This is a genomic window from Ideonella sp. (genome assembly GCF_035254525.1).
Classification (GTDB): Bacteria; Pseudomonadota; Gammaproteobacteria; order Burkholderiales; family Burkholderiaceae_C; genus Ideonella.
In genome coordinates, this window is sequence record NZ_DATFAN010000210.1 from 64549 (window position 1) to 75536 (window position 10988).

Annotated in this window: 13 protein-coding genes; 3 read left to right on the top strand and 10 right to left on the bottom strand. The window is 71.4% G+C overall.

Annotated features, from left to right (window positions below):
* Positions 1-10: 10 nt before the first annotated feature.
* Positions 11-1375, bottom strand: coding sequence for a tetratricopeptide repeat protein (locus VJ693_RS24010; protein ID WP_324158445.1), 1365 nt, complete (start codon positions 1373-1375; stop codon positions 11-13).
* Positions 1376-1428: 53 nt separating this feature from the next.
* Complete coding sequence (locus VJ693_RS24015; protein ID WP_324158447.1) at positions 1429-2823, bottom strand: amidase; 1395 nt, start codon at positions 2821-2823, stop codon at positions 1429-1431.
* Between the two features lie 297 nt (positions 2824-3120).
* Between VJ693_RS24015 and VJ693_RS24020 the strand changes: the two genes are divergently transcribed.
* Complete coding sequence (locus VJ693_RS24020; protein ID WP_324158448.1) at positions 3121-3525, top strand: hypothetical protein; 405 nt, start codon at positions 3121-3123, stop codon at positions 3523-3525.
* Positions 3526-3633: 108 nt separating this feature from the next.
* Here the strand turns inward: VJ693_RS24020 and VJ693_RS24025 are convergent, their stop codons facing one another.
* The 3 genes from VJ693_RS24025 to VJ693_RS24035 all read right to left on the bottom strand — a co-directional run bounded on the left by VJ693_RS24025 (position 3634) and on the right by VJ693_RS24035 (position 5263).
* Entirely contained in the window at positions 3634-4536 is a 903-nt protein-coding gene (locus VJ693_RS24025) for a sulfotransferase (RefSeq protein ID WP_324158450.1), read from the bottom strand.
* A gap of 148 nt (positions 4537-4684) precedes the next feature.
* A complete protein-coding gene (locus VJ693_RS24030; protein ID WP_324158452.1) occupies positions 4685-4939 on the bottom strand; it encodes a hypothetical protein in 255 nt (84 codons plus the stop codon).
* Positions 4940-4987: 48 nt separating this feature from the next.
* Entirely contained in the window at positions 4988-5263 is a 276-nt protein-coding gene (locus VJ693_RS24035) for a hypothetical protein (RefSeq protein WP_324158453.1), read from the bottom strand.
* A gap of 128 nt (positions 5264-5391) precedes the next feature.
* Here VJ693_RS24035 and VJ693_RS24040 point away from each other — a divergent pair, with 128 nt between their 5' ends.
* Complete coding sequence (locus tag VJ693_RS24040) at positions 5392-6342, top strand: LysR family transcriptional regulator (RefSeq protein ID WP_324158455.1); 951 nt, start codon at positions 5392-5394, stop codon at positions 6340-6342.
* A gap of 4 nt (positions 6343-6346) precedes the next feature.
* Here VJ693_RS24040 and VJ693_RS24045 read toward each other — a convergent pair whose 3' ends face one another.
* Genes VJ693_RS24045 through VJ693_RS24065 form a run of 5 tightly spaced genes read right to left on the bottom strand, consistent with a single transcriptional unit; the run spans position 6347 to position 10055 of the window.
* Positions 6347-7726: an ATP-binding protein gene (locus tag VJ693_RS24045; protein ID WP_324158457.1), complete on the bottom strand. Its 1380-nt coding sequence runs from the start codon at positions 7724-7726 to the stop codon at positions 6347-6349.
* Positions 7723-8382 carry a response regulator gene (locus VJ693_RS24050; protein ID WP_324158459.1) on the bottom strand — a complete coding sequence of 220 codons (660 nt, stop codon included), beginning with the start codon at positions 8380-8382 and terminating at the stop codon, positions 7723-7725. The genes VJ693_RS24045 and VJ693_RS24050 overlap by 4 nt, the downstream gene beginning before the upstream one ends.
* 8 nt (positions 8383-8390) lie before the next feature.
* Positions 8391-9143 (bottom strand): cytochrome b/b6 domain-containing protein, encoded by a 753-nt coding sequence (locus VJ693_RS24055; RefSeq protein WP_324158461.1) that lies wholly within the window; start codon positions 9141-9143, stop codon positions 8391-8393.
* 19 nt (positions 9144-9162) lie between these two features.
* Positions 9163-9642, bottom strand: coding sequence for a cytochrome C (locus VJ693_RS24060; RefSeq protein ID WP_324158463.1), 480 nt, complete (start codon positions 9640-9642; stop codon positions 9163-9165).
* Entirely contained in the window at positions 9639-10055 is a 417-nt protein-coding gene (locus tag VJ693_RS24065) for a DUF1924 domain-containing protein (protein ID WP_414652361.1), read from the bottom strand. The genes VJ693_RS24060 and VJ693_RS24065 overlap by 4 nt, the downstream gene beginning before the upstream one ends.
* A gap of 166 nt (positions 10056-10221) precedes the next feature.
* Between VJ693_RS24065 and VJ693_RS24070 the strand changes: the two genes are divergently transcribed.
* Positions 10222-10988 (top strand): hypothetical protein (locus tag VJ693_RS24070; protein ID WP_324158467.1); only part of this gene is annotated, 767 nt, incomplete at its 3' end.

A 10988-nucleotide genomic window follows, 5' to 3' on the forward strand; every position in this document is an offset into this window, starting at 1 on the left:
GGCTGGCGGTTCACAGCGCGACGCCGAGCTGCTCGGCCCAGTGCCGGGTCAGCGGCGTCAGCGGCTTGGCCAGTCGCCGCTCGTTGAGCAGCGCGCGGCCGACGTGGCGGTGGCTGGCGCGGGCCGACGCGGCGAGCAGGGTCTGGTCGATCAGGTCGCGCTGGGCGTGGCTGCCGCCCAGGCGGGCCGCCTGCGGGCGGGCGGCGTGAAGGGTCGAGACGGCGGCATCGGCATCGCCGTGGGCGAAGGCGAGCAGGCCGCGCATCAGCGGCAGGCCGACCTCGCGTGCGGTCGCGTGGTTGCTCCGGCGCGCGTCCTCGGGGGCCATCGCGCGCGCGGCGCAGCGGGCGACCCAGCTCTCGGCGCGCATCAGTTCGTCGGCACCCAGCAGCGCGACCAGCACGTGCAGGTCGTTGAAGGCCGAGTGGCCGGCGTCCTCGTCGTTGGGTTGCCAGTCGCGCAGCAGCTCGACGAAGCGGGCGCCGACGTCGACGCCGAGCAGGTGCATGCGCCACAGCAGGGCGGCCGCGTCCAGGCGCTGCAGCAGCGTTTGCAGCGCGGGGCCACTCAGGTGCGCGTCGATCAGGCGTTGCACGCCGGGCACGTCCAGCGCCTCGAGCCGGAACAGCCCCATGTGCCACCACAGGTGGGCGGCGAAGCCGTTGCCGTCCTCGGCCCAGCCGGGCTGGTGCAGGCGCAGCCAGGCGGTGCCGTCCTCGAAGCGGCCCTGCATCTCCATCACATGCGCCACCGCATGCACGGCCCAGGGCACGCGCGCGTCGCCGGCCACCGCGCGGCGGCCGGCATCCTCGGCCTGCGGGTAGAGGTTGTTCTCTTCGAGCCCGAAGGCGTACAGCCCGAGCACGTATGGGAACAACGGGTCGGCTTCGCTCCATTCGGGCAGCGCGCGCGCCGGGCGCTGGCGCAGGCCGATCGCGTCGCCGCGGATGTAGTCCCACAGCTGCGCCCATTGCAGCGCGAGCGCATCGCGCGGGTGTTCGAGGAGCAGTTCGTCCCACAGGCTGCAGGCGTGCCGCCAGCGGCCATCGGCGACCGCACGCTGGGCCTCGAAGTGCGTGCGCTCGCGCACCGGGGCGCCCGCCACCAGCGGCTCGGCCTCGTCCAAAAGCCGTACCGCTTCGGCGTTATGTGTTGGCTCGGTCAGGCTGAGCAGGAAGCCTGCACGCATGACCAGCGGCAGCGCCCAGCCGGGGTCGGCAGCCCGCGCGGCGTCCAGGTCGGCCAGCGGCGAGTCGAAGAACGACATCATCCGCCACAGCGCGGTTTCGACGCGGTCGGCCGCTTCGTGCGAGCCAGTGCCCAGGCGGTTGTCGCGCGGGTCCACGAGCCGGGGCGAGTCGGTCGGCGGCGTCATGGCGCCAACTGTAGTGGATCAAGCCGACCGACCCCGCGCAGGCTTGCCGCGCGTCAATGGGGCGGCGGCGCGGGCCAGGCGGGCAGCGGTGCGCGCAGTTGCTCCCACAGCCGTGCGATGCGCAGCACGCCGAGGTCGTCGTGCCGGTGGCCGGCGATCTGCAGGCCGATCGGCAGGCCGCTGCTCGATACGCCGGCCGGGACGGCGATTGCCGGCTGCTCGCTGAAGTTGAACGGCACGGTGTAGGCGATGTGCTCGAACGGGCGCTCGGGGTCGTCGAGCGGGCTGGCCTGCTCGGCCGGAAAGGCCACGTCGGGGCTGACCGGGGACAGCATCGCATCGAGTCCCTGCATGGTCGCCACGGCGGCGTCGCGCAGCGCGGCCATCTGGCTGTAGCCGTTGAACACGTCCTCGCCGCTGAGGTGCTCGCCGCGCGCGATCCACTGCCGGATGTAGGGCAGCACCTTGGCCTGGCGCTCCGGCGGCAGCGCGCGGTAGTCGAGCCAGGAGCGCATGCGCCAGAAGCGGTCGAGCCCATCGATCATCGCGCGGGTGCAGAACGGCGCGATCGGCACGATCTCGGCGCCCGCCGCCTCGAACGCGCGCGCGGCCGCCTCGATCGCCGCGCGCACCTCGGGCTGCAGCGTGTCGCCCCAGCCGGCGTCGAGCCACAGGCCCAGGCGCAGGCCGCGCGCATCGCGCTCCAGCGCGGCCCAGTCGATGGCCTGCGCGGGCAGGCTCATCGCATCGCGCCAATCGGGCCGGGCGAGCACGCCCATCGCGAGCGCGGCGTCGGCCACGGTGCGTGTCATCGGGCCGGCCACGCGGCCGGCATACGGCGGCTTGATGGGGACGCGCCCGAGGCTGGGCTTGAAGCCGACGATGCCGCACCAGTGGGCGGGCAGGCGGATCGAGCCACCGATGTCGGTGCCGAGGTGGATCGGCCCGTAGCCGGCCGCCGCCGCCGCCGCGGCGCCGGCACTGGAGCCACCCGGGTTCAGGCGCAGGTTCCAGGGGTTGCGGGTCAGGCGATGGAAGCTCGACAAGCCGGAGGACAACATGCCCCAGTCGGGCATCGTCGTCTTGCCGATGAACACCGCGCCGCCTTCGCGCAGGCGCGCGGCCGGCGGGGCATCTTCGAGCGCGGGTGACAGCTCGCTGGCCGCGCAGCCCAGCGGCATCGGCACGCCGCGTGTCGCGATGTTCTCCTTCAAGGTGATGGGCACGCCATCGAGTGGCCCGAGCGGTGTGCCGCGCTGCCAGCGCTGCTCGGCGGCGGCAGCCTCGGCCAGCGCGGTGTCGGGCTCGTGGCGCCACAGGGCGGCGAGGTGCGGCTCCCAGCGTGCGATGTGCTCGATCAGCGAGCGCGTCACCTCTTTCGGGGACAGGTTGCGCGCCCCGTATGCGGCGCTCAGTTCGACGGCGGTCAGTTCGTGGGCGGGGGTCATCGGTGGCGCAGGAGTGAGGCGGGCGGTGGAGGCAAGGCGGCCGGATACGACACGATCATTCTCGGTGTCTCGCGCTCATCCTGAGCAAGGAACAGGCCCCCGGGTTGGCGTTCTGTGCTGGGTCAACCCCCAGTGTCGAACACGGGTCTTCCCGGGCCCCTGATCAAGGGATGTTGCGGCCGACACACCCCCTCACACAATCCTGCACCCACTCGATGCGATGCAGGGCTAACTGGCTTGATGGTGGCCTTGCGCCGAGGGCGGGACACCGAGTCCAAACAACTTCCGGAGCACACTATGTTGAAGAGCAAGATCGTTTCTCTGCTGGCTCTGCTGGGCGCCGTCGGCGCTGCGCAAGCGGCGATTCCGGCCAATCTGGTGTTCGATGGCTACTGCGATGGCATGACCGGGCTGGCGAAGGTCTTGCCGAGCGGCGCCACGGGCACTTGGTCCAACCTCGACTGCGCCGGCACGAACGCGCAGGTTGGCGGCCCGCAAGGCAAGGGCAAGGGCGAAACCGCCGGCGGCTACGTGATGGGCTCGTACGGCGCCGGTGTGTACGGCTCCGAGTTCACCTGGCTGATCAACAAGGACCACACCTGGACCGTGTATCGCTCGGACGGCACGTACGTCAACCACGGCACCTGGAGCGCCGTGGCCGAAGGCGCCGCCCGCGGCACGAAGCCGTCCGTCGGCCAGTAAGCCGTTGCGCCACGGCGGCTTGCGCAAGCCGCCGCTCTGCACGATCAAGCCGCCGTGGCCTTGCCCGGCGGCTTTCTTCTTGGCTGGATGCCGAGGGGTACCAGGCAGTCAGCGCAGGTCCATGTACCAGTCCAGCGACTGGACGAGTTTGCGGTGCAGCGGGTCGAGCGCCGGCGGCTCGATCGCGGGATCGTGGTACTTGAAGGTCTTCAGCTCTGGCTCGAGCAGGGTCTGCACACGCCAGCGGTCGTAGGCGTCGAGATGCGAGCGGCCGGCGCGCGCTGCGATGTCGTTGTCAGCGGGCTTGAGTGCATCGGCCTTCCAGGTTTCGAAGGGCTGCAGCAGCTTGCTTTCGTCGACCTCGCCATGCATGCCGTCCGCCTCGAGCTGCAGAAAGCGCGCGATACGGTTCAGCTCGCGCCGCGGCCTGGCTGACAAGTCCTCGAGCCGCACGTAGAGCACGCGCCCGGGCTGGCGCTCGTCGAACTCGCGCATCGAGGCCATCAGGCCGCGCCACTCCTTGCACAGCGCCTCGATGGGCCGCCAGGCTTCGCCCCAACCCTTGCCCGGTTCGTTCAACTCGCGTCGCGAGGCGAAGGCCAGCTCCGGGTGACGCACCATGCAGATGAATTGCGCCCGCGAGAACATGCGGCCGATGCGCGGCGCGTACACGGCGTGCAGCGGGGTCTTCTCGACCCAGCGGCCGCGCAGCGCGAGTGTGCGGCTGCCGAGTTGCTCGCCCACCAGGCGCAGGAACAGGTCGCGGATGCGCACCGGGTCCAGCGCGAGCAGGTCGGTGTAATTCGCGAGATCGATCGGCAGCAACCCCGACAGCTCGTGCAGCAAGCCGCGCGCGCCGTCCGGCGAGATGAAGCGATCGCGCGGGTGGTACGCGTCCAGCCGCTCGAAGAAGTGGGTCTCGGGCAGCGTGGGCAACCCCAGGTGCTCGCAAACCAGGCGCTGGCAGAGCGTGGTGCCGGAGCGGGCGAAACCGACGATGAAGACGGGCATGAAACTCCCTGGGCAGGCAAGAGAACGCCTGCTCAAGGAGCCCGCGGGCTCGCCGCTGCGGCAGCCGGCAACGGGGTCAGTGCATCGAGCGAGGCGACGGCCCGCGCATCATGCAGGAAAGATGCCGCCACGCCCGTGGCGGCGAGCTTCAGCGCGCGTCGACGTCCTGGCGCGCCAGCGCTGCCAGCAGGTCGGCCGCGAAGCCAGGGTCGGTGTTCTGCACCGACATCGCGAGGCGGCGCACGTCTTCGGCCGACATGTCCTGGCTGCGCTTGGGTTGCAGCGTGAACAGGCCGGCGAGCAGGCGGCTGGCGGCGAGGAAGACCTCGGCGGCCGCGCGCGCACCGCGCGGGATGCTCAATGCAGGGCCGTAGGTGAAGGTCTTGGAGGTGATGGCAGTCATGGTGGTTCTCCCGTGATACAGGTCAGGCTGGCCGCGATGGCGGCTGGTTCAGTGGGCGCGCGTCGGGGTGGTGGCGCGGGCCGCGGTTAGTGTGGGCTCGGTGGTCTGGCGCAACGCCGCCGCGAGAGCCGGGTCGCTGGCCTCGATGAGGCGCGCCTCCTGCAGCAGGTAAGGGGCAGCGCGCAGGCGGCCAGCAGTCTCGAGCGCGGCCCAGACGCGCCCGCCCCAGGTGGCCAGCTGCTGGCGCAGCACCTGCTTCAGCGAAGCGGCGCGGCGCCGCCGCGGGCGGGCAAAGCTCATCGACGGGTGGGTCAGCGTGCTCATCGGCTTGCACCACCGGGTAGGCAGTGCCTGTGGAAACTTGGATGGTGCAATCCTAGGGTTTGTACGTATGTGTGTCTACTGAATAGTATTCACGTCTGATATATTCACTTCAAATATCTCCCGCACCCATGAACTTCCGCACGCTTGATCTGAACCTGCTGCGCGTGTTCGACGTGGTGATGGCCGAAGGCAGCCTGACCCGGGCCGCCCACGTGCTGGCGACGACCCAGCCGGCCATCAGCCATGCGGTCAAGCGCCTGCACGACGCGGTGGGCGAGGCCTTGTTCGAGCGCAGCGCGCACGGCATGAAGCCGACCGCCCGGGCGCGCGCCCTGTGGCCGCAGGTGCGCGCCGCGCTGGCTGGCCTGCAGCAGACGCTGGCGCCGTCGGCGTTCGAGGCGCAGCGCGACGTGGTGAGCTTTCGCCTCGCGATGGCCGACGCCACCGCGGCGTTGCTGCTGCCCTCGCTGGTCAGCGCGATCGAGGAGCAACGGGCGCTGGCCAACCTGCGCGTGCTGCCGCTGACCACGCGCGACCCGCGCGCGCTGCTCGAGCAGGGCGAATCCGACATCGCGGTGGGCTACTTCCCCGAGGCCATCGCCAACATCGAGGCCGAGGGCACGGATGCGACCTTGCGCCACCAGCGCCTGTCGCAGACCCGCTATGTCTGCGTGATGCGGCGCGGGCACCCGCTGGCGGCCGACGGCGCCCTGACGCTGGACACCTACTGTGCCGCGCGCCACCTGCTGGTCAGTTTTTCGGGCCGGCCGCACGGCCTGGTCGACCAGGTCTTGGCCGGGTTCGGCCGTCAGCGGCGCATCGTGCTGACGGTCAACCAGTTCTTCACCGCTGGCCGGGTCGTGACACGGTCGGATCTGCTGACCGTGCTTCCGCTGAGTTTCGTTGCCGCCACCGGCTTCGAGAAGGAGTTGCTCACGCGCGACCTGCCGTTCGAGCTGGGCCGGGTGCGCATCGAGATGCTGTGGCACCTGCGGCGCGACAACGATCCGGCGCACCGCTGGCTGCGCGGCCTGATCGAGCGTGCCGAGGCCGACCAGGCGCCGCCGGTCGCCGCCTGACGCTTCAGCGCGCCGGCGGCCACTGCAGCGTCACGGCCAGGCCGCCCAGCCGGCTCGATCGGGCTACCGAGATCGCGGCCCCGTGCGCCTGCGCGATGCGGCGCACGATCGACCAGCCCAAGCCACTGCCCGGGGGCGCATCACCGGACACGGCGGTGGCACGGAAGAAGCGCTCGCCCAGGCGCGCCAGGTCGCCGTCGGCCAGGCCCGGGCCGCTGTCGTCGACCCGCAGCGAGGTGCCGCGGCCGGCCTGCGCCGGCGCCAGCTCGATCTCGATCCGTGCGCCCGCCGGGCTGTAGCGGGTCGCGTTGTCGATCAGGTTGCGCAGCAGCACCGCGAGCAGGCCGGCGTCGCCCTGCACCGGGCAGGGCAGTTCGGCCCCCTCGAGCGACAGCGTCTGCCCGAGCGCCAGCGCATCCGGCGCCAGATCGGCCGCGACCTCGCGCGCCAGCGCCGAGAGGTCGACCTTGGCGTGGCTCGCCTGGCTGGTCGATTCGAGACGCGCCAAGGTCAGCATCTGCTGCATCAGGTGGGCCGCGCGGTCGCAGCCGGCCACCAGCGCCTGCAGCGCATGGACACGCTCATCGGCGTCCGCGGCGGCGAGCGCCACTTGGGCCTGCGCCCGAATCGCCGCGATCGGCGTGCGCAGTTCGTGGGCCGCGTCGGCCGTGAAGCGGCGCTCGGCCTCGAGCAGCTCGGCGATGCGGTCGAAAAGCTGGTTCAGCGCGGCCAGCAGCGGCACCATCTCGCGCGCCGGCGGCCCGCCGGGCAGCGCCAGCGGACCGAGGGCCGACGCCGGCCGCTCGGCGAGCAAGGCGCCGAGCCGGCGCAGCGGCGCCAGGCCGGCCCGCACGACGGCCCACGCCACCAGCGCGACGGCTGGCAGCACCAACGCCAGGGGCAGCAGCAGCCCGCGCAACAGCGCCCGCTCGACCTCCTGGCGTGATTCGGTCTGTTCGGCGACATAGACCTGGATGTCCGACTCGACGCCGCGTGTCGCATACAGCCGCCACTCGGCGTTGCCCAGGCGCCGCGTCTCGAAGCCGCGCTCGACCGTGGACAGCGGTGTCAGTGGTGCGTTCGGCGAGCGCATCGCCAGGCGGCCCTCGTGCCAGACCTGGAAGGCCACATGGCGCGCATAGCGGTGCAGCATCGGGGCATCGACTTGCAGGTCGTCCTCGTCGACGTCGCCCGGATGGGCCTGCTGCGCGACCAGCAGCGCGGCCGATTGCGCCAGGTGCGCGTCGAGCAGCTCGTCGATCTCGTGCCGCGTGTCGATGCCCAGCCACAGCGCGGCCAGCAGCCACAGCGCCCCGACGGCACCCGACACGCCGGCGACCAAGCGCCACTGCAGCGAGCGCGCCGGCCGTGGCCCGGTGATCACGATGCCCCGAGCGTGTAGCCGACGCCGCGCACGGTCACGATCAGCGTGTTGCCGAGCTTGCGCCGCAGGTGGTGGATGTGGACCTCGACCGCGTTGCTCTCGACCTCGCGGCCCCAGGCATACAGCCGCTGCTCGAGCTGGTCGCGTGTCAGCACCCGGCCCGGGTTCAGCATCAGCGCATGCAGCAGGTCGAACTCGCGGGTCGACAGCGTGACCGCTTCGCCATCCTTGTGGACCGTGCGGGCCGCGGGGTCCAGCACCACGCCCTGTGCCTGGAGTTGCTCGCGTGGCTGGCCATGCGAGCGCCGCACGAGCGCGCGCAACCGTGCCGCCAGCTCGGTCAGGTCGATCGGCTTGACCACGTAGTCGTCGGCGCCGGCATCGAGCCCGCGCACGCGCTGCGGTAGCGCGTCGCGCGCGGTCAGCGCGAGGATGGGCGTCGTGATGCCGCTGCTGCGCGCGCGCAGCAGCACGTCCAGCCCGTCCAGCCGCGGCAGGCCGAGGTCGAGCACGGCGGCGGCATAGGACTCGGTCTGCAATTCGCGCAGCGCTGCGGCGCCGTCGCGCACCCAGTCCACCTGGAAGCCGAGCTGGCGCAGGCCGGTGCGCAGGCCGTCGCCCAGCAGGGGATCGTCTTCAGCGAGCAGGATGCGCATGGGCGCAGTCAATCGTCGTCGTCATCGTCGTCGTCGTGGCCGCCGGCACTGGCGGCCGCGGGCGTGTCCGCCGCCGGTGAACTCTGCCACTGCCAGGCCCAGAACGAGGCGACGAAGATCAAGATCACGAGCGCCAGTGCGCGCCAGCGGCGGCCGATCGCATCGCGCGCGGGGCCGAGCTTGCGGCCAGTGAACATCGCGCGTGCCAGGTTCTCGCGGTGCGCCAGGCTGCCGACGACGACACCCAGCACATGCAAGCCGACGAGCGCGAGCATGCCGGTGGCCAGTGCCTCGTGCGCCTCTTCGAGCCAGTCGCCGCCGAGCTCGGCTTCCACCGCCCAACCGAGCGCCGTGGTGGCGGCGGCCAGCGCGAGCAGACCGACGATCGCGAGCGCGCCGGCCGGGTTGTGGCCGCTGAAGTGAGGCGCGCGGCCTTGCAGCAGGGCACGCAGGTAGTCCAGCGCGGCGGTCGGGCCGCGCACGAATGACACGAAGCGCGCGTGCTGCGTGCCGACCAGGCCCCACACCAAACGTGCGGCGACCAGGCCGGCCAGCGTGTAGCCGAGCGTGATGTGCAGCAGGCGCCAGCGCTCGCTCTCGGCGCTGAGCCACGCGCCGGCGAAGCTCAGCACCATCAGCCAGTGCATCACGCGCACCGGGGCGTCCCAGACGAGGATGCGGGCGCGGTCTGCCGAGGCATCCGCTGCGGCGACGGGATCGGCGGCGTGGGTGCCACCGGCGTTCAGGGCGGGCGTGGTCATCTCGATGGGGCTCCGGTGTTCAGCGGGGCAAGCGGATCTCGTGCTCGCCAAATCGGCCTTCGGCCGCGCGGGTGTGGCAGGCTGCGCAGTTCGATGCCTTGCCGACGGCGGCCGAGCGCCACAGCCCCGCCGGGACCTCGTCGTGCTCGCGCACGAACCAGGTGCTGCGCGTCAGGCGGTCCTGCGGCGGCTCGGCAACACGGCTCGGGCTGCCGGCCTGGGCCTGCAGCCAGGCGCCCAGATCGCGCTCGGCTGCCGGGTCGAGCGAAGCATCGGTGCCGAAGTGGTGCGGCAGGTTCGCCATTAGCCGCCGCCACGACGCGGCCGGCAGGCCGCGCGCCGGGAACGGCACGTGGCAGGCGCCGCATTCCTGCAGGTACGCCGGCGGCGGTGCGACGCGCGGGCCATGGTCATCGGCGCGCGCCGGGCCGGTGATGGCCAGCGCGATCAATGCCGCCAGCGCGGCGCCGGCGAAGGAAGGGGGGAGCCGCGTGTTCACGGCTTCAGCCCGACCAGCCAGGCCAGCACGTCGGCCTTCTCGCCGGCGTTGCACTCACGGCCGAGGACGTCGTTGCAATTGCGGCGAAACCATTTCTCGGTCTTGGCCGGTTCGGTGAAGCGCTTCGGCTCGAACGCCGGCGCCAGCGGCGCGATCGCCTTGCCGGTCGAGCGGTGCTGGCCGGGCTTGGTCGGCGGCACGCCGTGGCAGCTTGCACAAGCCCACTCGCGGCCGTGCTTGGCGGTGAAGAAGGCCTCGCCCTGGGCGGCGTTCCCGCGGCGCCCGGCGGCGCTCTCGTAGCCGGCCAGTTGATCCGTGGCGCCCGTCGCGGCGGCGGCCAGCGGCAGCAGCCAGATCGCGGCACCGAGCCAGTGGCGACGCAGACCCTGCGAGGGCGAAAGTGTCGATGTCATCATGGAGCAGATGATCGACATCACGGATTAGCCAAGGCTTAAGGGCGATTGCCCAATTTGTTGAATCGATCTCGCGCGGCCCCCCGCTATCCTCGCGGCCGCCCGCTCAGCGGGAGGGGCACCGCCCGGTGCCGTGATGTTGGACTTTCCGATTCAGGGAGATGGCATGCGAACAGGCATGTGGGGGGAGGCGCGCGCCCGCGCGCTTGGCGCCGCCGCGGTGGCGGCGATGTTGGTTCTTGGCGGCTGCGGCGGCGGCAGCGATACGCCGGCGCTCGAGGTGGCGGTCAAGGTGGATGGCGTGGCCGATGCGTCGAACCCGCTGACCGCGGGCGAGTCGACCACGATCAGCGTGCCGTCCGGTACTACGCTGAGCTTCGCCTCCGATGGCGAGACCCGCTGGTCACCGACGGCCACCGACAGCAGCTACGAGGTGAACAGCTTCTCGTACACGGCGAAGTCGATGACGGTGAGCAGCAACGGCGGCGGCACGCTCGTGGTGGTGTTCACCAACAAGGCGAACGAGGCACAGAAGGCGACATTGACAGTGGAGGTGGCGCCGAGGGAATTCGAGCGGGTCGCGACCGTCGATGGGGAGACGAGCGACTGGACGTACGTCAACGTGAATCGGGCAGACGAGGTTGTCACCAGCGAAGTTCGCACCCTGGTAGCCCTTGCTGCCGACACCGGTAACTACGGCACGTCGGTCGAGAATCTGTCGGCTACGAACCTCCTGTTCGCCACGACGAACTACGATTCCTCGGACCGCGCTGTGGGAACCTCGACCGGAACAACGGAATGCACGGACGACGCCCCGATTGTGCAGTTCAGCTACCCGCTCCACGTCGGGAAATCGTGGTCTGGCACCTCGAGCCGGATGTGCAGTGGCGGCAAGGCGTTTGACCAGACCTATGTCCGCACCGTCGAAGCCTT

What these genes read in the sequence shown, in the direction of transcription:
- VJ693_RS24010 (WP_324158445.1), bottom strand. Translation starts at nt 1,375, where the DNA reads ATGACGCCGCCGACCGACTCGCCCCGGCTCGTGGACCCGCGCGACAAC.
- VJ693_RS24015 (WP_324158447.1), bottom strand. Translation starts at nt 2,823, where the DNA reads ATGACCCCCGCCCACGAACTGACCGCCGTCGAACTGAGCGCCGCATAC.
- VJ693_RS24020 (WP_324158448.1), top strand. Translation starts at nt 3,121, where the DNA reads ATGTTGAAGAGCAAGATCGTTTCTCTGCTGGCTCTGCTGGGCGCCGTC.
- VJ693_RS24025 (WP_324158450.1), bottom strand. Translation starts at nt 4,536, where the DNA reads ATGCCCGTCTTCATCGTCGGTTTCGCCCGCTCCGGCACCACGCTCTGC.
- VJ693_RS24030 (WP_324158452.1), bottom strand. Translation starts at nt 4,939, where the DNA reads ATGACTGCCATCACCTCCAAGACCTTCACCTACGGCCCTGCATTGAGC.
- VJ693_RS24035 (WP_324158453.1), bottom strand. Translation starts at nt 5,263, where the DNA reads ATGAGCACGCTGACCCACCCGTCGATGAGCTTTGCCCGCCCGCGGCGG.
- VJ693_RS24040 (WP_324158455.1), top strand. Translation starts at nt 5,392, where the DNA reads ATGAACTTCCGCACGCTTGATCTGAACCTGCTGCGCGTGTTCGACGTG.
- VJ693_RS24050 (WP_324158459.1), bottom strand. Translation starts at nt 8,382, where the DNA reads ATGCGCATCCTGCTCGCTGAAGACGATCCCCTGCTGGGCGACGGCCTG.
- VJ693_RS24055 (WP_324158461.1), bottom strand. Translation starts at nt 9,143, where the DNA reads ATGACCACGCCCGCCCTGAACGCCGGTGGCACCCACGCCGCCGATCCC.
- VJ693_RS24065 (WP_414652361.1), bottom strand. Translation starts at nt 10,055, where the DNA reads ATGACATCGACACTTTCGCCCTCGCAGGGTCTGCGTCGCCACTGGCTC.